6 protein-coding genes are annotated in these 21,001 nt (G+C 70.1%); 1 reads left to right on the forward strand and 5 read right to left on the reverse strand.

Going from position 1 to position 21,001, the window contains the following annotated elements; all coding sequences use genetic code 11:
• Nucleotides 1–66: 66 nt before the first annotated feature.
• On the reverse strand, nt 67–3,513 hold the full coding sequence (locus ACREPD_RS00950; protein ID WP_431597533.1) for a hybrid sensor histidine kinase/response regulator: 3,447 nt from the start codon (nt 3,511–3,513) through the stop codon (nt 67–69).
• A 63-nt stretch (nt 3,514–3,576) separates the two neighbouring features.
• Nucleotides 3,577–4,929, reverse strand: coding sequence for a sensor histidine kinase (locus tag ACREPD_RS00955; protein ID WP_431597534.1), 1,353 nt, complete (start codon nt 4,927–4,929; stop codon nt 3,577–3,579).
• Nucleotides 4,930–5,080: 151 nt separating this feature from the next.
• Between ACREPD_RS00955 and ACREPD_RS00960 the strand changes: the two genes are divergently transcribed.
• A complete protein-coding gene (locus tag ACREPD_RS00960; protein WP_431597535.1) occupies nt 5,081–6,961 on the forward strand; it encodes a diguanylate cyclase in 1,881 nt (626 codons plus the stop codon).
• Here ACREPD_RS00960 and ACREPD_RS00965 read toward each other — a convergent pair.
• Genes ACREPD_RS00965 through ACREPD_RS00975 form a run of 3 tightly spaced genes read right to left on the reverse strand, consistent with a single transcriptional unit; the run spans nt 6,951 to nt 20,876 of the window.
• Nucleotides 6,951–7,961, reverse strand: coding sequence for an OmpA family protein (locus tag ACREPD_RS00965; RefSeq protein WP_431597536.1), 1,011 nt, complete (start codon nt 7,959–7,961; stop codon nt 6,951–6,953). The two genes, ACREPD_RS00960 and ACREPD_RS00965, sit on opposite strands and share 11 nt — an antisense overlap.
• A 10-nt stretch (nt 7,962–7,971) precedes the next feature.
• Nucleotides 7,972–11,331, reverse strand: a complete 3,360-nt coding sequence (locus ACREPD_RS00970) for a hypothetical protein (protein ID WP_431597537.1) — start codon at nt 11,329–11,331, stop codon at nt 7,972–7,974.
• Complete coding sequence (locus ACREPD_RS00975; protein WP_431597538.1) at nt 11,328–20,876, reverse strand: SdrD B-like domain-containing protein; 9,549 nt, start codon at nt 20,874–20,876, stop codon at nt 11,328–11,330. The genes ACREPD_RS00970 and ACREPD_RS00975 overlap by 4 nt, the downstream gene beginning before the upstream one ends.
• Nucleotides 20,877–21,001 lie beyond the last annotated feature (125 nt).

Here is a 21,001-nt window from a genome sequence, read left to right on the forward strand (position 1 = left end):
CGCATCACGCCCGGGAGCGCGCACGCGCCCGCGCAAGGCCCGTCCCGTGCGGTGCCCCTGTCGGCTTCAGCCCGGCAGGCTGGAATACGCCGCCAGGAACGCGCGCAGCGAGGCCGGCTTGATCGGCTTGGTCAGCAACCGGTAGCCCCGCTCGCGCGCCATGCGCTTGAGCTCGTCGCGTCCATCGGCGGTCAGCAGCGCGCCGGGGATCTCACGGCCTGCGCGCTCGCGCAGCGCCACCAGCGTGTCCAGTCCGTCCATGCGGTCATGCAGGTGGTAGTCCACCAGCATCACGTCCGGCTGCGCATCCACCACCTCCAGCGCCTGGTCCACGGTGCTGGCCGTGATGACCTCCACCTGCCAGCGGCCCAGCAGCGCGCGCATGCCGTCGAGAATCTCCTGGTCGTTGTCCACGCACAGCACCCGCATGCCGGCCAGCGAATCGGAGCGGTTGGCCCACTCGGGCGTGGCATTGGCCGCGGTCGCCGCCGGCAACTCGGGCACCGCCGCGCGCGGCAGCAGGATCGAGAACATGCTGCCACTGCCTACCCGGCTGCGTGCGTTGAGCCGATGGTCGAGCAGGCGCGAGATGCGCTGGCAGATCGACAGGCCCAGGCCGAGGCCCTGTTCGCCCCAGTCGAACGGCTGCTGGTAGCGATGGAACTCGTCGAAGATCTGCTGCATGTGGTGCTCGGGAATGCCGGGCCCGGTGTCCCACACCTGCAGCTCGATCTCGTCGCGGCGGTGGCGCACCGCCAGTACGATGCGGCCCTGGCGGGTATAGCGCAGCGCGTTGGCCAGGAAGTTCTGCAGCACCCGGCGCAGCAGGCGGCGGTCGCTGCGTACCCATGCCGGGCGGGCGAACAGGTCCAGGCGCAGGCCGCGGCCGGCCGCTACGGGCGAGTACTGCGCGGCAAGCTCGCGCATCAGCAGGCTCACGTCGAAGTCGCCGATCACCGGGTGCAGGCCACCCGCGTCCAACCGCGACACGTCCAGCAGGCCGTCGAGCAGCTCTTCGGCCGCACGCAGCGAGGCGTCCACGCGTTCGGCCAGGTGGCGCTGCTCGTCGTTGTCGTGGTGGCTGTCGCGCAGTGCCGAGGCGAACAGCCGCGCCGCGTTCAGCGGCTGCAGCACGTCATGGCTGATGGCGGCGAGGAAGCGCGTCTTGGACTGCTGCGCCGCCTCGGCGGCGTGCGAGCGTTCGGCCACGCGTTGTTCCAGCGTCTCGTTGGCCTCCAGCAGCGCGGTCTCGGCATGCTTGTAGTCGGTGATGTCGTTGTAGCTGGTCACATACCCACCGCCCGGCAGCGCCTGCCCGCGCATCTCGATCACCCGGCCATCGCTGCGGGTGCGCTCGAAGATGTGCGGTGAGCCGGCGCGCATGTAACCGATGCGGCGGTTGATCTGCAGGTCGATATCGCCCTCGCCCAGTTCGCCGCGCTCGGCGTTGTAGCGGATCAGGTCCGCCACCGGCCGGCCGACATACAGCATGCCGTCGGGGTAGCCGAACATCTGCTGGTAGCGGCGGTTCCAGGCGGTCAGGCGCATTTCCGGATCGACCACGCTGACCCCGGCGCTGATGTTCTCCAGCGTGGTGGACAGGATCTCGCGGTTGAAGCGCAGCTCCTGCCCCGCTTCGTCCAGCACCGCGACCACTTCGCCCAGGTCCATGCCCGAGCCCCGCAGCAGGCTGGTGAGCAGCAGGCGCGCGGACGCCGCACCGATCGACGCGGCCAGCAGGCGTTCGGTGAACTGCACCCAGGCGCGGTCGGCGGCGGCCGATGCCTGCAGTTCGTGCCCCATCGACTGCGCCTGTTCGAAGAACGAACGGCGCGCGTGGCGGTCGCCCACCACTCGCGACGCCAGCGCCAGCAGGTCGCCGACATGCACATGGCCAGGCCACGCACCGGCCACCGACGGGCGCGCGGCGTACGGGTCCAGGAACGGCGCGGCACGCAGGCGTTCGTCCACGCCGGGCCGCCAGCGCACCGACACCAGCAGCATGGCGGCGGCATTGATCAGCAGCGACCAGAACGTGCCATGCGTGAGCGGGTCCCAGCCACGCATGCCGAAAAGGCGCTGCGGCTGCAGCCACTCGATCCCGAAGGGGCCTTCGGTCAACCACGCCGCGTCCATCCAGCCGGCATGGGTCAACGCGGGCAGCAGCAGGGTGTAGATCCAGGTGCCGAAGCCGAGCAGGATGCCGGCTTCCACGCCCTTGCGGCTGGCCCCGCGCCAGTACAGGCCGCCGATCAGGCCGGGCGCGAACTGCGCCACGGCGGCGAAGGCCATCAACCCGTACGAGGCCAGCGTGCTGTCGTTGCTGCTGCCGCGGTAGTAGGTGTAGGCCGCCAGCGCCAGCAGCAGGATCGCCATGCGGCGGATCCACAGCACCCGCGAGGCGACGTCGGCGGCCTCCTGGTGGTCGCCACTGCGGCGCAGCAGCACCGGCATCACCAGGTCGTTGCTGACCATGGTGGCCAGCGCGATGGAGGACACGATCACCATGCCGGTGGCCGCCGAGAAGCCGCCGACGTAGGCCACCAGCGCCAGCAACGTGCGGCCTTCGGCCAATGGCAGCGCCAGCACCATGCTGTCGTCGGCGATGCTGCCGCCGGTGCCGAACAGGGTCACGCCGGCGGTGGCGATGGGAATCACCATCGCCGAGATCACGATCAGGTAGCCGCCGAACATCCAGCGCGCGCGGCGCACGTCGCGCACGTCGCCGCATTCGACCACCGCCACATGGAACTGGCGCGGCAGGCACACGATCGCCAGGAAGCTGAGCAGCGTCTGCGAGATGAAGCCCACCGGCGGCAGGCCGGTGAACAGCGTGCGCGCACTGCGCACCACGGTCTCGCCACGGTCGGACAGCCACAGGTAGGCGAACAGGCCCAGCGCCACCATCGCGATCAGCTTGATCACCGATTCCAGCGCGATGGCCAGCATCATGCCGTGGTGGTGTTCGGTGGCATCCACCTGGCGGGTACCGAACAACGTGGCGAACAGCGCCATCAGCAGCGCGACGTACAGCGCCGGGTCGCTGAAATAGCCGGTGGGGCCGACGTTGCCGGTCAGCACCTGCAGGCTCATCGCCACCGCTTTGTACTGCAGCGCCAGGTAGGGAATGATGCCGATCAGCGCGATCACCGCCACCAGCGCGGCCAGGCGCCGGGAGCGGCCGAAGCGCGAGGAGATGAAGTCGGCGATGGAGACCACGTTCTGGCTGCGCGCGATCAGCGCCAGCCGCTCGATGATGCGCCAGCCGAACAGGAGCAGCAGCAGCGGGCCGAGGTAGATGGGCAGGTAGCCGATGCCGTTGCGCACCGCCGTGCCGACCGCGCCGTAGAAGGTCCACGACGAGCAGTACACGGCCAGCGCGAGGCTGTAGACCACCGGGCGCAGCCACGGGCGGTTCGGGTACATCGGCCGGCGGTCGCCCCACCAGGCCACGCCGAACAGCAGCGCGGCGTAGGCCACCGACACCAGCAGCAGGATCCAGCTAGGAACCACGGGCAGTTTTCCCCAAGATCAGCCCGCAGTGTAGCCGCTCGGCCCGCACCGGCCCGGCCGCGCTCAGGCCGGTGCCCGCGCCATCGGGCGCGACGGCAGGTGGATCTGCAGGCGGGTGCCATCGCCGGGGCGGCTGTGCACCTGCACCGTTCCGCCGGCGGCGGCGACCAGGCTGGCCGTCACCGCCAGCCCCAGACCGGTGCCCTGCCCGACCGGCTTGGTGGTGAAGAACGGCTCCAGGCAGCGCGCGCGCACCGCCTCGCTCATGCCGTGGCCGGTGTCCTCCACCTGCAGGATGACCTCGCCGTCGCGCTCCGGCTGCTGCAGCCGCAGCGTGAACCGGCCGCCATCCGGCATGGCCTGGTTGGCATTGACGGCCAGGCTGAGCAGGATCGACTCCAGCTGCGCCGGGTCGAAATGGATCAGGCAATGCACTTCGCCGGTATCCACCTCGAACGACACCCCGTCGTCGAAGACCTGCTGCAGCATCGGCGCCATGCCGGCCACGGTGGCCGCCGCGTCCAGCAGCTGCGGCCGGCTGGCCTCCAGCCGGCTGAAATCCAGCAGGCGGCGGCTGACCGCACTGGCCCGTCGCGTTGCCGAGTCCGCGCCCTGCAGCGCGCTCTGCAGTTCGTCGGCCTCGCTGCGCCGCGCCTTGGCCACGTAGCCTTGGATCAGCGCCAGCAGGTGGTTGAAGTCGTGCGCGATGCCGCTGGCCAGCCGGCCCACGTTGTCCATCTTCATGGCGTGCACCAGCTGGTCGCGCGAGCGCTCGCGCTCCTGCATTTCCACCTGCAGTTCGTCGCGTTTGCGCGCCAGTTCCTGGCTGCGCTGCTGCGCCACCGACAGGCTTTCGCGCAGGCCGGTCACGCTGTGGTGGAGCAGCCAGGCGGTCATCACGGCGCCCGCCGCGGAGATCGCCAGATCGGTCGTGGCATGCAGCACGCGCTCGGGGCGGAACAGCGCCCCGGACGCATCGCCCCAGGCACCCAGCGCCATCAACCCGCACAGCCAGGCCGTGCTCCAGCGTAGCGGGCGGCTGCCAAGCACCGCCGCCACCAGCAGCACCGGCACCAGCTGCACCATCTGCACCCGCAGCTGCGCGGCCAGCCCCCAGTAGCCGTAGGCCAGCACCAGCAGCAGCAATTCACCCAACAGGAAGGTCATGGCCGCATGCAGGGGGCGGCCGGCGCGGTGCTCGATCAGGCACAGCAGGCAGAGCAGTGCGTGCGCGGCCGCCATGGCCGGCACCATCATGTCCAGCCCCAGCCCGGGGCGCAGCGCGATCCACAGGGCCAGCAGCGGATGGTAGAGCCCCACCATCACCAGCAGGCCGCGCAGCATGGCGTCGGTGCGGCGGCCCAGACCCAGCGGGCAATCGGCGGCGTCGGGGGCGGAGGGGGGCAGGACAGGCATGCGGGACGGGATCCGGCGGGTGAGGCCGGCGCGCGGCGGCAACCCGGGTATATTAGCAGCGCGTGCCCCGGGCACCGCCGCCGTGGCTCTCCGGCGCCGGACCGGCCACGCCGTCATCAGTCTGCACCCGACCGGGGAAGTCGTTGCCTCCATGATTACGTTGTCGCTCGTCCGGCGCGGACTGTCAGCGCTTGTCTGCCTGTGTTCGCTGACCGCGTTGCCCGCACTGGCGCAACGCCCGCTCGACCGCGGGCCGAAGATGGAACAGGTTGAACAGTGCCACGCGCTGCTGACCAGTGAGCCGCGGGCCGCGCTGCAGATGGCACGCACCCTGCTGGCGACGCCGTCGCTGTCCACGTCCATCGAGATCGGCGCGGTGGGCTGCCTGGGCGTGGCCCTGCGGGCGACCGGGCAGCTGGACCAGACCACCGGACTGTCGGAACGCCTTCTCGCGGCGGCGGCACGCGCCGACGCAACGGCCGAAGACCGGCTGCGCGCACGCTCGTTGGCCTCGCACCTGCTGCTGTGGCGCGGCGACCACGTGCAGGCGCTGGCATTGACCCGCAGCTTCCTCGACGAAGCAGTCCGCCAGCGCGACGTGCAGGGCCAGATCGGCGCGCTGCTGCAGATCGCCATGATCCGCGGCGATGCGATGGGCGATGCGGAAGGCGCGCTTACTTACCTGCACAAGGCCACGGTGCTCAGCGAACACCTGCACCGGCCGCCCAACCCGAACGACCTGATCCTGTACTACAACTATGGCTATGCGCTGCTGCTGCTGCAGCGGAACCAGGAGGCCGCCGCGGCCTTCAAGCGCGCCGAATCGATCGGCGCACGGCTGAGCGGGCAGGAGGTGTTCCTGCATCGCATCGCCAGCCACCGGGCCGAGATCCAGCGCCGGGAAGGGCAACTGCAGCAGGCCGAAGCCGGGTTGCGCGCGGGGCTAGCCTGGCAGGCCGCGCAGGATCCGCAGGGCCAGGTGGTGAGCCTGCAGCGGCTGGCCCGGCTGGACATCGACCGGCATGCGTACGCTGCGGCGCTGGCACTGGCGACCCAGGCGCAGACGCTGGCCGAGCGCGGCCGGTTCACCGACGAGGTGCGCAACGGCCTGGACCTGCTGGGCGACATCCATACGCTGCAGGGCAACCGCGAGCAGGCGCTGCGCTATGGCCGGCTGGGGCGCGAGATGGACCAGGCGCGCAGCAAGGGCGAAACGCTGACCGAGCTGGCGCGCCTGCAGGCCTCGGCCGAACGCAGCATCGATCCGGCCCAGGTCAACGCCGTGCAGGATCTCGGCCGGGTACGCCTGCTGCGCAACAGCGCGGTGGCGGCACTGCTGGCGGTCTGGGTGATCGCCACGGTGGTCGTGCTGCGCCTGCGCCACCAGCGTCGCCAGCTCACGGCGCTGACCCGTACCGACAGCGTGACCGGGCTGGTCAACCGCCGCGAAGCGGAGCGCCTGCTCGACGCCGGGACCACGCCGCATCACGGCCGCAGCGCGCTGCTGCTGCTGGAGCTGGACCATTTCAAGCTGCTCAACGACCGCCATGGCCAGGCGGCCGGCGACCGCGTGCTGCATGCCGTGGCCAGCTGCCTGCGTAAGGCCTGCGACCGCCATGACCTGGTGTCACGCCGCGACGGTGCCGGTTTCCTGATTGCCCGCCACGACACCAGTGCACAGGCCGCGCAGGCGCTGGCCGGTCACCTGCGCCTGGCGATCGAACGGCTGGTGGTGGAGATCGGACCGGGGCAGCACCTGACCCTCAGCGCGAGCATCGGGGTGGCCCCGCTGCCGTTCTTCGACAACGCGCCAGCTGTGCTGGAAGACAGCCTGCGCGCCGCCGACCTGGCGTTGCAGGGCGCCCGCCAGAGCGGACGCAATGCGTGGGCGTGCGTGTGGGGCGAACGCGGCAGCGGCGCGCCGCCGCTGCACGCCGTGTTGGCCAACCCGGACGACGCGATGGCCGCCGGCTGGGTGACGTTGAGCGCCAGCCGCCCGATCCGTTGGAGCGCGGGCCGCGTCAGCGCGTGACGTCGAACCGCACTTCCACCCGGCGATTCGGCAGCAGGCATTCGAGCAGCGCCGCGCGCGGCGTTACGCCGTCGCACTGCTGTACCTGCTGGGTGTCGCCACGGTATTCGTAACGGATCTTCGCCGGGTCCAGCCCGCGCCCGATCAGCAGCTCGCGCACGGTGCGCGCACGCCGTTCCGATAGCGACTGGTTGGCATCGAAGCCGCGCCCCTGCATGCGATCGGCATGGCCGACCAGGGTGACGCCCTGCAGCTGCAGCTTCTCGCTGGCAATACTGGCCAGCGCGCGGTCCACGCTCTCCAGCGAATAAGTGCGGATGTCGCGGTAGCCGTCGCGGTCGAACTCGAACAGCACATTGGCCACCAGCGGGCCGGGCGCCGCCACCACGGCCGGTGCCACGTCGCACTGGCGCGCCTGCGCCTCGGCGTCGTTGACCAGCTCCTCGGCGATCTGGATGTACGGCTTGGAATGCCGCCACTGCTGCTGGTTGAACTCGTTGCCGGCGTGCACCAGCTCGACCTCACCACAGGCCACCTGCTGCGCGGCGCAGGAAAAACCCGGGCTGCCGTGCAGCACGCGCAGGCGCTGCCACAGGTCGTCGCGCAGGTACTTGGCGTTGTTCACCAGCGGGGTGTCGGTCGGCAGCGGGCTTGCGCCCTGCTCCATGCCGACGATCAGCCGCTCCGATTCGCCCAGCGCCGCCTGCGGGAAGTCGCTGCGGTCGTTGCGGCTGTATTCGTGGAAGGACACGTCCAGCCAGCACTGCGCCTTGGACAGGTGGTAATCGCGGATCGGCCGGCCACCGTCGTTCAGCGCCTGGATGCGGCCCTGGGTGGCCTCATACGTGGCGTGGTCGGCGTGGATCGCGGCGTCGGTGATGCGCTGTTGCTGCGGCAGCAGTTGCGCCTGCTGGGCAGACGCGGCACCGGCAAGCGCGGCGAGCAGCGCCACGGTCAGCAGCGGGCGCGCGAAACGGAGGGTCGTGTGGGTAACGGTCATCAGGGCATCCTCAGCGTGCCGGGTCGCGGTAGCGGACGGGGTCCGGCCGGAAAAGGTCTTCATCGAACTTGAAGCGCAGGCGCACGAACACGCCCTGCTGGGTGTATTCATAGCCATTGAGATCGCGGTCACCGGCGAAGCCGGTCCAGTTGTAGCCGGCCGACAACCACAGGTTCTGCCGCAGCAACCGGCCGACCTCCATGCCGTAGGCGTACTGGTTTGCACCGTTCTGCCCGCGGAAGGTGGAGCCGAGCACGCCGACATCCCAGTTCTCGGTAACGTCGTACACCACCCGCGCGGAGAACAGCATCGCGCGGAAACGGCTGTCCACACGGGCACCGTCGCTGTAGGCGAACTGGTCCTGCTGCCACTTGCCGGCCACGCGCCCGGTGATCCACCACGGACGCGACGGATGCCAGTCGGCATGTGCCGACACGATATGGGCGCGTGTGCGCACGTCCTGGCTGCTGCCATCCACCGTGCCGCCATCCACCAGCGTCAACCCGCTTTCGTCGCGTTCGAGCTTGTACTCGTAGCGGGCCAGCGCATTGATGCGGTTGCGGTCGGTGTCGCGGTAGGCCACGCCCACCTGGAAGCGGTCCTGCAGCACATCGCCACGCGCCTCGTAGCGCGTGCTCAGCAGGTAGTTGCGGGCCAGCAGTGTCCAGTCGCGGCTGAGCTTGCGCGCCAGCATGAACTGCAGCAGCGTGGTGTCGAACGCCTCGTTGGTGTCGGTGTCGGGCACGTCTTCGGAGATCCGGTGCTCGGCACGAATGGCGCCCCGCCACAGCGGGTTGGCGGCGTAATCGAGCGCCAGCGCCAGGCCGGTGCTGTCGCCGGTACTGCCGTCGATCACCTTGACGTGCTCGGCCGAGCTGGACAGGCGCAGGCCTTCGGCGATATCCCAGTTGTTGCGGATGCCCGAGGCGGCCTGCACGTCGCGGCCGCTGATCGCGTCGCGCAGGCGGTACTCGCTGAAGGTCTGGGTATCGCGCAGGTAGCTGCTGTCGATACCGAACACCAGCGCATCGGCCTCGCGGTCGGTGGTGGTGATGCCGTACGCGCTGGTCAGGCCGGTCTGCTTCTCGTAGCGGCCGTACAGGCGGCTGCGTTCGAATACCTGGTAATCCAGGCCTGCCGCCAGGCGCCGGCGGTCTTCACCGCTCACGCTGTGTTCGATCTCGGCGCCGCTGCTGAGCTTGTCGCTCAGGCGGTAGCCCAGGCCGAAGCGGGCGCTGTCCGATTCCAGTTCCGTGCCCACCGGCAGGTCGCTGGTGATCGGGCTGCCGGTGCTGCTGCCGTTGATCACCATCAGCCCGGTGGCCGGGTCCAGCGCCTGCTGGCCGTAGCCGAGCGCGCCGCCACCGGCGCCGGTGGCGAAGCCGCCGGTCAGGCCGCCGGCATTGCCGAACGGCACACCGGACGACCACGGCGAGGTGATGCCGATGGTCTCGCGGATGCTGCGCACGCCGAGGTCCACGGTCAGCCGTTCGGTGGCGTCGATGCGCACGCCGGCACCCCCGGCGTCGCGCTTGCCGCCGTCAGGATTGCGGTCTTCGCTGCGGAGGCCTTCCACGTACAGTTCCAGACGCGGGCCGAGCTGGTAGGCAACACGGGCGTTGTACTCGCCACGGCCGCCATACAGCGGCGCCGCCGGGTTGTTGAACGCGGGGTCGGTGCGGGCGGCGAACAGGCGCGCTTCCAGTTTTTCGGTCTGGTGGGCGAACTCCACCCGCCAGGCATCGCCGGTCACCTCGCCAGTGACGTCCTTCAGCCCCTGCGAGGTGATCTGGTTGATGCTGTTGGTATTGACCTCACTCTCGGTGCGCGCGAATTCGGCCACCAGCAGGGTGTTGTCGCCGAAGCGGTAGCTGGCGTTGGCGCTGCCCATGCGGAAGGCCGCATACGGGTTGCGGTCGTCCACCGCCGCCGCGCCCACTTCCAGGCGGCCGGTCAGCTTGACCTGTGCATCGGCGCCCACCACCCAGAACTTCTCGGTGTCCTGGTCCAGTTCGTAGGTGATGCGCAGCGACACCGCATTGAGGTCGCTGTCGAACGCCGGCAGGAACTGGTTGAGCAGGATGCGCCCGGAGAACGGCTCGAAGCTGTAGTCCACCAGCCGCGCCAGCGGCCGCACCGAAACGATGCGGGTGGGCTGGTTGCGGTCGCGCACGATCACTTCCACGCGCTCGCTGCCTTCCAGCACCGCGTTGTTGCGCAGCGCGTACGGGCCACTGCCCTGGCTGCGGAACTCCTCGATCACCTGGCGCAGGGAGTCTTCGATGGCGAACACATTGCTGCGCACGCGTTCGCTTTCGAAGTGCCAGCCCAGGCCGGTGGCGGTGCGGTTGTACGTGCCCAGGCTGCGCTGCGGAATGGGACCACTGCCGCCGATCCCGGTGGCCGTGGCCAGGCCGTCGCCGGTCTGGAAGTCGCCGTACAGCAGGTAGCTGCGCTTGTTGTCGAGGCGCACGTACAGGCGCTCGGCCGAGCGCGCGTCGAAGCCGCGCAGCGAGGAGTCGCCGTAGACCGGATAGAACTCCTCGGGCTGGATGTCGCGCAGCAGGCGGCCACGGGTGTCCTTGTCCGAATCGTAGGCGGCGGTCAGCAGCGTCTCGCCCTTGATCCGGCCCTTCACGAAGAACGCGGTGCGCGCGGCGGCATTCGCCTTGCCGTTGTTGAACTGGCGCTCCCAGCGACGGATGTCGCGGTCGAAGGCGTCGTTGTTCTCCACCGGCGAGATCAGCCCGCCGTTGCCGTGGCGACGGAAGTTGACCACGCCTTCGATCAAACCGGTGGCGATCATCTCGCGCATTTCCGGCACGAAGCCGATGCTGCCCTGCGCGGTCTCGGCGCCGGCGGTGATGCGCAGCAGCACGTCCTGCGGCTCGTGCGGCGCGATCAGGTCGAACTCGGCCACGCCGTCGACGACCTGCAGCTGCACGCCGGGGGTGACCTTGTCGGCATCCAGCGCGCCGGGGCCGAGCTCATCGGTGCGCGAGCCCGGCAGGCGGATACGCCCACCGCTGTTTTCGATCGTGGCGTAGGTGGTGCCGGTCAGCGGCAGGCCACTCGGATCGAGCAGCTGCACGCGCACGTGCACCGGGCTCGGGCCATCGGCGGGTACGCCGTCGCGGTCCAGCTCCACCACGATGCGGTCCAGCGTGCCGGCCGCCGTGGTCGTGCGCAGCGCAACCGGCACCGCGTCCGTGCTGGCCGGGCTGCGCGGGTACAACGTGCTGGCATCGCCCAGCACCGGGGTAAACCGGCCCGGGGTGCCCACGGTCTGGGCCATCGCCGGCAGGGTCGCCAGCGCACAGGCCAGCAGGCTCAGGCGGGGCAGCCGGCGCACTACGGAAGCACGGCTCATGGCTGGCCCTCCGTGGCGGAGCCGGCGGCGGGCGGGTTGGCTCTGGGGTGCACGATCGGTCTCTGGTTGGCCGTATCGGTCGCCTGTTGCGGTGCCCGTGCGGGTTTGCTCTCGAAGCGCAGCGGCGCCTGCCCCGGTTCGGTTTCCGGCGCGCGCACCTCACCCTGGGTGCGGCGGGCCTTGACCTGCTCCAGCACCGGGTTGGAACAGCTGCCCTCGATGAAGTCGGCGCGGTGCAGCTCGCCGTTCTTCAGGTCCAGGAACAGGCTGTCGGCGTCGCCGAGGTTGCGGTTGCTGCTGGTGGTCAGGTGCGCACCGACCGGCAGCGTGCTGGCGTCCACCTTCAGCGTGTGGCTCTGCGGCGGCAGCCCGCAGTGGCTGTACTTGCCTTCCGAATCGCTGATCACCCAGGTGCCGTCGGAGAAGTACAGGCGCACGCCCGGGATGCCGAGCTCTTCCAGGTTCTGCACGTGGTTGTTGTTGCAGTCCATGAACACCTTGCCGAGTACGCAGGCCTGGTCGGTGAACACGCCGCCGGTAACACGCACGCGGTACTCGGCGTGGTTGGAGGCCAGCGAACCGGGCAGCGGCGCGATGGCGACCGGATCGATGCAACCACCGGCGATGGAGCAGCCGAAGGCCTGCGCCCGGTTGATGCCGTCGCCCTGCTGCGCGCCCACGCCCACGCGGACGCGGTAGGTCAGCACCACCTGGCCACCGACGCTGATCGGCCCCAGCGCGAAGCCGAGCAGCGGGCCCGGCTTGCCGGCCGGGTCGGCAACCGCGCGGCCCTCGGCACGCGCGGTGCCGTTGATGTAGGTGAAGCCACGCGGCAGGCGGTCAACCACGTTCAACGCCGCCAGCGCACTGCCGGCGGTCTGCCGCACGGTGATGGTGTACTGCACGGTGTCGCCGATCTCGGCGGTCTGGCGGTCACCGGTCTTGGTGATCGCAAGGCCCGTGGCCACCGCCGTATCGAGCGGCAGGTGGTTGTGCACGATCGCCGCCGTGGCCGAACCGGCGAACAGCGTGAGGTAGTACTGCGTGGCCGGGCCCACGGCACCGGTCGGCGCCTGGGTGTTGGCCTGCACCACGTGGTTGGCACCGGCGCCACCAGCCGGCGACAACGCGTCGGCCTGCGGCGGGATCATCGTCGACACGAACGTGTAGCCGCCCGGCGGGGTCACCGTGAGCTGGAACTCGCAGCGGGCCGGCGCGGTCGGGGCGAAGGCGAACTGGTAGAAGCCTTCGCTGCCCACCGTCATGGCAATGTTGTTGCCGTCGATGCGGTAACCGCCACCGGCCGCGTTGAGCACGCCGGTGCGCGGGTCGTAGCCGCTGCACAGGCCTACCGGCGCCAGCGTCACCACCGAACCCGGCACCGGGTCGCGGGTGGTGGCGTCGTACACCACGCCCGACGGGTCCACCGGCAGGCTCTGCTGCGGCAGGTGTTCGCCGGCGCGCAGCACCACTTCCAGCTGGCTGGTGCCGTTGTCGCTGGTGCGGCAGGCGCTGACGCCACCGCGTGCGATCGCCGCATCGGCGTCGCAGGCTTCCTGCACGCCGTTGGCCGTTTCGCGGGTGACCGGGAACGGCCACAGCACGGTCGAGCGTGGGTCGCGGAAGCGGATGTTCCACTTCACGCCGGGCACCACGTCGCCGAAGCGGTAGCTGCCGTCGGCCGCACTCACGGCGGTCTTCACTACCTGGCCGGTGGTCGGATCAACCAGTTCAACGGTCCAGCCCGACAGGCGGCTGTCGCCCCCGTCCAGCAGCTGGTCATCGCTGCCCACGTCGAACCACACGGTGCCGCCAACCGACGCCGACAGCTGCACGCTGTTGGGCACGCGGCAGGCGTTGTGGCTGATGCTGTCCACGCACACCGGCAGGTTGCCCACCTCGCCGTCGAACGCCGCGCGTTCGGTCGGGGTCGGGGCGCGGAAGGCGTTCTCACCGCCGCCTTCGACCAGCACGGCGTTGTTGACCGTGCCGGCCTCGGCGGCGGCAGCCGAAACGCGCACCACCACGGCGATGCTGTCCGGCGATACCGCACCGGCTGCCAGCACGCGCTGGCTGGCGCAGCTGAAGCGGACCGCGCCGGGTTCGCCGGTGCAGGTCCAGCCGGTCCCCACCGGCACGCTGTCCAAGCTCAGGCCGGCCGGCAGCCGGTCGTGCACCGTGTACTCGCCACGCGACACCTGCTGGCCGGCATTGCGCACCTGGATGGTGTAACCGGCCAGGTTGTTGACGGTGAAGCGGGTGCTGGTGGAGGCCTTGCTGACCATCAGGTCGGGCGAGTCGCCGATCTCACCGAAGTTGTTGTCCACCGAATCGGCACCGAGCGGCAGCACGATCTGGCTGATCGTGGACGGCACGCTGGCGCGGTCGCTGGCCACGCCCACGCTGGCACCGTTGACGGTACCGGCGCTGGTGATGCCGTTGAGCGTCTGCGGCGGCTGGGTCGGCTCGGTCACCGTGTAGGTGCCCGGGCGCAGGCCCTCGAAACGGTAGCGGCCGTCGGTATCGGTGGTCAGCGTGAGCGACACCGGCTGGCCGAGGTCGTCGGTGCCGGTGAGCACGACGCTGACGCCCGCGATGCCGCCTTCGCCGGCATCGACGCTGCCGTTGTCGTTGCTGTCGTTGTAGACGCGGCCGGCAATGCTGGCCGCCGGAATCTCACCGAAGTTGTTGTTGATCGACTGCTGGTTGACGCCCAGCACCAGCGCGCTGATCTGCGACGGCATGGTGCCCGGCGCGGTCACGCTGCCACCGGTGCTGCCGGCCACGGTGCGGCCATCGCGGGTGCCGGTCGGCTGGTCCGGCTCGGTCACCACATAGGTGCCCGGCGGCAGCTCGGCGAAGCTGTAGCTGCCGTCGGCATCGGTCACGGTGTCGCGGGTGATCGGGTTGCCGGCCAGGTCGGTACCGGACAGGGTGACGCGCACGTTGGCGAGCCCGGTTTCACCCGGATCGACCACGCCGTCGTTGTTGCGGTCGGTCCACACCTTGCCGCTGATGCCGCTGTTGAGCGGAATCTCGCCGAACAGGTTGTCCACCGAGGCGCTGCCCGGCGTGCTCAGGTCGATGGCGCTGATCCGGCTGGGCACGGTGGTCACCGGCGTGGCGGTGCCGCGGCTGACGCCGCCGACGGTGCCGGCGGTGGTGATGCCGTTGCTGGTGCCGGCCGGCTGCTGCGGTTCGGTCAGGGTGTAGATGCCCGGGCGCAGGGTCTCGAACGCGAAACGGCCATCGGCATCGGTCTGCATGCTCACGTTGACGCTGGCGCCGGTGTCGTCGGTGCCGGTGACCTGCACGGTCACGGCTTCGATGCCGGTCTCGGCCGCACCATTGCGCAGGCCGTCGTTGTCCACGTCGAAGAACACCGTGCCGGAGATCGCCACCGGCAGCACCTCGCCGAAGTTCTGTTCAATGGCCGCCTTGCCGGCCGGCAGCACGATCGAACCGATCGCGCTGGGCACGGTGGCAACAGGCGTGGCCACGCCGGCAGCGGCGCCATCCACGGTGCCCGCACGGGTGATGCCGTTGAGCGTCGGCGTGCCGTTGAACAGCGGCTGCGCGGTCTGCTCGCTCACGCTGTAGGTGCCGGCCAGCAGGTGGTCGAAGCGGTAACGGCCATCGGCATCGCTGACCGCTGCGGCCACGGCATTGCCCAGCGCGTCGACCGTACCGGCCGGCAGCAGCAGCTGCACGCCGGGCAGGCCCGGTTCGCCGGCGTCCTGCACGCCGTTGTTGTTGCGGTCCAGATAGACGGTGCCCGACAGCGAGGCCGCCACCTCACCGAAATCATTGCCGCTGGAGCCCGCCGCCGGCAGGTTGGTCACGGTGATGACGTTGCCCGGCTGCTCGCGGCCCTCGCCCAGCCCGGTCGGCTGGGTTTCGGTGATGCGGTAATCCTGGCCGGCAATCGCGCCGGGGTAGCTGTACTGGCCCGCGGCGTTGGTGACCAGATCCACCGAGGTGTCGTCGGAGCTGCCGAACACCCCATCCGGGCCGGCGCCGACGATGGTCACCTGTACGCCCGCAATGCCGATGTCGCCGGTGCCGTTGGCGCCGTCATCGTCGCGGTCCAGGTACACGGTGCCGCTGATCGGCGCATTGGCCAGTTCGCCGAACAGGTAGCCGCTGGCGTCCTGGCCGGTGGTGATGGCGATGGCGGAAATCACATTGGCCACCGCCGTGCTGCCGGGCGTGGCGGCATTGCCGGCGGTGTGCTTGCCGTCGAGGTAACCGGCCGGCTGGGTTTCGGTCAGGGTGTAGCCCGTGCCCGCCTGCGGCGGCAGCAGGTCGCTGAAGCGGTAGCTGCCGGTGGCATCGGTGGTGGTGGTCAGCGCGACCGGGTTGCCGAGCAGATCGGTGCCGGACAGCGTCACGGTGACGTTGGCGATCGGGTTTTCGCCGGCGTCGCGGCTGCCGTTGTTGTTGTTGGCCGCGACGTTGGAGAAGTCTTCATAGACCGCGCCGCTGAGCGAACCGAGCTTCTCGCCGAAGTCGTTGCCGCTCGAACCGGTCAACGGCAGCGCGTTGATCGTGATGACGTTGGACGCGTTCTCGGCCGCGTTGGCATAGCCCTGCGGCTGGGTTTCGGTGATGCGGTAGTTCTGCCCGACGACCAGGCTGTCGAAGTCGTAACGGCCCTGCGCATCGGTCTGCACCACCACCGGTGCCAGGTCATCTGCATTGCCGAACACGCCGTCGGGGCCGGCACCGGTGAGGGTGACGGTGACGCCCTGCAGGCCGCCGTTGGACTGCGAGTTGCGGGTACCGGCATCGCCGGCATCGAAGTCGCCGTTGCCATTGCGGTCCAGGTACACATGGCCGGAGATGGCGGTGATCGCATCTTCGCCGAAGTTGAACGCGGTGCCGTCTTCGCCGCGCGACAGATCGATGTTGCCGATCCGGTCGGTGGTGGCGGCGTCGCCCGCCGTGCCGGTGGCCACCGTGCAGCCCACGCAGGCAGCGGTGCCGACCTGGCCCGGATTGATCGCGCTCGGGCGGTTGCGGTAGCTGCCGGTGGGCAGCACTTCGCGCAGCGTGTAGACCAGCAGCGGGTCCAGCGCGGTGAAGGTGTAGCTGCCATCGCTGCCGGTGGTGGTGGTGGCCAGCACGGTGCCGGCGGCATCGAGCAGCTCGACCGTGGCCCCGGCAATCGGCGCATCGCCCGCATTGCGGGTGTTGCTGTAGTTGCTGTCCACGTAGACGAAGCCGGACAGCGCCGGGCGGCGCACTTCGGGGAAGTTGTAGCGCACCGCGTCCACGCCCGCGCCCAGCGCGATGGCGGTGTACACCGAGTTGGCGGTGGCGGCCGGATCGACCACCGCGAAGGTGCCACCGGCCGACGGCGCCAGGCCACCGGTGGTGGGCGGCGCGACCGGGCCGTTGACGTAGGTCGCCGGCTGCACCTGGGTCACGGTGTAGCCGCTGGTACCCGCCGGGGCGAGGTTGTCGAAGCGGTACGCGCCGTTGCCGTCGGTGGTGGTGGTGAGTGCCACCGCGTTGCCATAGGCATCCTGCCCGGCCAGGCGGACCTCGACGCCGGAAATGAGCGGCTCGCCCGCCTGCGGCGTGCCGCCGTTGGCGCCGCCGCGGTCGCGGTCCTGGAACACCACGCCGGCCAGCGAGGAGCGCACCACCGTGTGGGTGCTGGTGCCTTCGTCATTGCCCGGGGTCGGGTCGACCTGGTCACTGGTGGCACGCGCGGTATTGATGCCGGTGCCGTTGGCCGGCAGCGTGGTCCAGCGCGCGGGCACCAGCACACGGGTGCGGCCGTCCAGCGCCAGGTCGCCCATGCGGCAGGTCAGGTCGCGGCCGTTCACCACGCAGTTGCCGCTGCCGTTGGTGACCACACCGGCATCGGCGGTGTTGCCCACCTTCTGCCAGCTGGTGCCTTCGCCGCCGCCGATCACTTCCAGGCCTGCCGGCAACGTATCGGTGACCACCACGCCATCGCCGCGCAGCGGGTTGACGCCCGTACGGTCGCGCGAAAGGCTGTGGCCAGGGCCGTTGTTCACCACGTCCAGCACGTACCAGAACGGCTGGCGCAGGCTGATCGTGGTGGCCGCGGCGGGCAGCGGCTGGGTCGGGTTGGCGTTGGGCGCCAGCACCACGCTGGTCTTGGTCATCGCCAGGTCCGAGCGGGTGCGGATGCTGGTTTCCTGCTCGGCACTGTTGTTGCTGGTGTCGCGCTCGGTTTCTGCCGAACGTGCGGTGACCGCGTTGAGGAGGGTCGCGCCGGTGGCCGGCGGTGCGCTCAGGTACTGGTACACCAGGTACAGGTAGCTGGTCTGGCCGGCGGCGATCACGCCCTGTTCGGTGGTGCTCACGCCGACGCTGGGCATGCTGCACGACAGCGTCTGCGGCGCCGTGGTCGGGTTGCTGCTGCCGGCCATCACGGAACAGCGGTTACCCGGTGCTTCCAGTGCACCCTGCGGCGTGGCGGCGGTGCCGGTGCGGCTGCCGACGAAGGCGACATTGGCGCCTGCGGCCGGGGTGATGGTGTCTTCGATCAGCGTGCGGGTGGCCAGCGACGGGCCGTCATTGCGCACGCTCACCTGGTAGAGGATGTAGTTGTTGGCTTCCTGGCCGACGCGCGAATCGAAGCCCAGCGGATCCACCGCACCGACGAAGTTCTGGTCGATCTTGTTGACGATCAGGTCCACTTCACCAGCGGTGAAATCGAGCACGGCCGACTTGCTGTCATCGTCGGTGCGGCTGTTGTAGTTGTAGCTGCGCCCGCTGCTGTCGGTGCCGCTGGCCGGCACGGCGGTGCCCGTGTTGTCCGGGTCGAAGTAGAAGGTACCGTCGTTGGTGAACCGGCGGCCGGTGTTGCCGCTGTTGACGTTCGGGCGGATCACCACCGTCATGGCCTGGGTGGAGTTGTTGGCCATGTCCAGCGGCGCACAGGTCAGCTGCAGCGTGGCGGGCGCACCACCGGTGTTGGACCATGAGGTGCCGCCCGGCCCGGCGGCCGAGCTGATGCTGGCGTCAAAGCGGGTGACGGTGCAGGCCTGGGTGCCACCGCCGGTGCGCGCAGCCGACACCAGCACGAAGCCCGCGTCGTTGGCCGGCAGGGTGAAGGTGTCGCTGAACACTACGCCGCGCGCCATGGACGGGCCACGGTTGAGATAGGTGATGACGTAGGTGGTGTTCACGCCCGCGCGGCCGGGGCTGCCGGAGGTGATGTTCTTCGCGGTGGTGGCCACGTTGGCCACCGGGTCGATCTGGACCCAGTCGGAGGCGCTGTTGTTGGTGGTGTTGGCTTCGCCGATCGAGCCGTTGATGGCCGGGTCGACGCTCACCCCGGCGGTGTTGCAGAAGCGGCCGGCGGGTTGCGCCACGCCGACGCAGTTGCCGGCCGGCTGCGACTGGCTGTCGAACAGCCCGCGGTTGACGGTGAAGCCGATGGTCACCGTGCCGTTGGCCGCCAACGCGGTGCTGCCCGAGCGGCAGATCCAGCTGCTGCCGGACAGGCCGCAGGTCCAGCCGGCCGGGGTGCTGGTGGCAATCACCGTGGTGGAGCCGGTCACGAAGCCCGGGATCGGATCGTTGACCACCACGCCGGTGGTGGCCGCGCCACCGTTGCTGACCTGCAGCGTGTAGCTCACGCCGGTGTCGGTCTCGCGGATGATGTTGTCGGCGTCACCGGCGGCGTTGGTGCGCTTGGTGATCGACAGGTCGGCGCGCGCATCGGTGGCGCGGCTCTGCGCGCCGGTGCAGTCGTTGCTGGTGTTCGGGTCCAGGTCGATGCCACCGGCGGTGCTCGGTTCGGCCGAGCCGCCGCTGCCGCCGGTACACGCGGTGTTGGCCAGCGTGCCCTGCAGGCGCGCCAGCGTGTACAGGGTCAGCGTGGCCGAGTTGCCGCTGACGGCCACCGGGTAGCTGCCGGTCTGCGTGCAGGTGACCACCTGCGCCGGGGAGCCGCTCCACGCGCGATCCACGCTGCAGCTGAAGCCGCCCACGGTAACCGGCACGCCGGGCGCATACGGCAGCCCGTTGGCGTCCACCCACTCTTCGCCGGCGGCGAGCGTATCGACCAGCTGCAGGTTGCCGGTGACCGCGCGCGGGCCCAGGTTCTGCGCGCGCAGCACGCTGGTCATCCTGCTGTCGGTGCGCACGCCGGTGTTGTTCCACACCGGTACCAGCGCCGGCGTCTTGGTCTTGCTGATGCTCAGGTCGGCGCCGTCGGGAATGACGGTCAGGCCGACCGTGCCGGCGTTGTTGGCCGGCACCGGGTCCGGCGTGGTGGCGCTGACGGTGGCGGTGTTGCTGACCGTGCCGCTGCTGTTGGTGCCGGTGGACGGCACCTGGGCGGTGATGGTGATGCTGGCCTGCGCGCCGGGCGTGAAGCTGCCGGCCAGGTTGCAGGTGCGCACGCTGTTGGCGCTGTCACTGGTGCAGGTCCAGCCGGCCGGCGCGGTGCCGCCGGTGATGACGAAGCCGGTGGGCAAGGGATCGCTGACGACCACGCCGGTGGCCGGGCTCGGGCCATCGTTGCGCACGGTGAGCGTGTAGGTGACCACCGAACCGGCGGCGGCCGGTGCCGGGGCGACCGACTTGGACAGCAGCAGGTCCGCACCGGCGGTGACCGCCGTGGTCACCTGTGCCGAATTATTGTCCGGCACCGGATCGGGCAGGTTGCCGGCGTTGACCACCGCGGAATTGACGATGTTGCCGGTGCCGACATTGACCTTGCCGCGGAACTGGTAGCTGGTGCTGGCGCCGACCGCGAGCGAGCCGTTGTAGGTGCCGTTCTGCTGGGTGAACGCCCAGTCCGCGCCTGCCGGCGCACCGACCAGGGTGACGTTCGGCGGCAGCGTGTCGACCACGCGGAAGCCGGTGGTCACGCTCGGGCCGTTGTTGCGCACGGTCAGGGTGTAGGTGACTTCCGCGCCGCCCATCACCGGATCGGGCGTGGCGCTCTTGCTCAGTTCCAGGTCGGCCGCGGCCTGGATGGTGGTGTTCTGGCTGGTGCGGTTGTTGGCAACGTTGGTGTCGCTGCCGAAGAAGGCGTCGTTGTTCTGCAGCGCGCTGATCGGCGTGGTCGCCGGCGGCAGCGCGGTGGCGAAGCCGATCGCGGCGCGCACGGTGATCGTGGCCGGCTGCGAGGCCAGCGTGGTCACCGGCAGCTTGAATTCGTAGGGCGCGGTCGCGGCGTTCAACGCCGGGTTGGTACACACCACGCGGGTGGTGCCGGCGGCGCCGGCCGAGCTGCTGCAACCGGCCGGTGCGGTCGCGCCCAGCGCGGTGCCGGCGGGCAGGTCGAACAGGGTCACGCTGCCGGAGGCGGTGTCGTTGGCGCCGTTCTCCACCTTGACGTTGTAGATCACCGTAGTGCCCGCGGGCACCGGGTCATAACCGGTATCGGAGAAGTCGGTGATCTGCAGGTCGATCGCCAGCGCGCTCAGCGGCGAACACAGCAGCACGGCGGCCAGGCCACGCAGGCAACGGGTGCGCCACGGCAGCGCTTTTGCGCGCTCGAACGACGACACCGCCGCGCAGACGACTGCGCGATCGCTATGGCTGGACATGTGTTTTCCCCTGTTCCGGTCGTTGCAGCGTTCACAGGGAACGCCGCAGGCTGCGTACCTGCCGCAACCGGTCCAGACGTCCCCTGTCAGATGAATCCCGAATGCCAGGCGACAGACGTCGCCGG

The organism is Stenotrophomonas sp., from assembly GCF_050737075.1.
GTDB lineage: Bacteria > Pseudomonadota > Gammaproteobacteria > Xanthomonadales > Xanthomonadaceae > Stenotrophomonas.

Coding starts and splice junctions, on each gene's coding strand:
- ACREPD_RS00955 (WP_431597534.1), bottom strand. CDS start 4,929: ATGCCTGTCCTGCCCCCCTCCGCCCCCGACGCCGCCGATTGCCCGCTG.
- ACREPD_RS00960 (WP_431597535.1), top strand. CDS start 5,081: ATGATTACGTTGTCGCTCGTCCGGCGCGGACTGTCAGCGCTTGTCTGC.
- ACREPD_RS00965 (WP_431597536.1), bottom strand. CDS start 7,961: ATGACCGTTACCCACACGACCCTCCGTTTCGCGCGCCCGCTGCTGACC.
- ACREPD_RS00970 (WP_431597537.1), bottom strand. CDS start 11,331: ATGAGCCGTGCTTCCGTAGTGCGCCGGCTGCCCCGCCTGAGCCTGCTG.
- ACREPD_RS00975 (WP_431597538.1), bottom strand. CDS start 20,876: ATGTCCAGCCATAGCGATCGCGCAGTCGTCTGCGCGGCGGTGTCGTCG.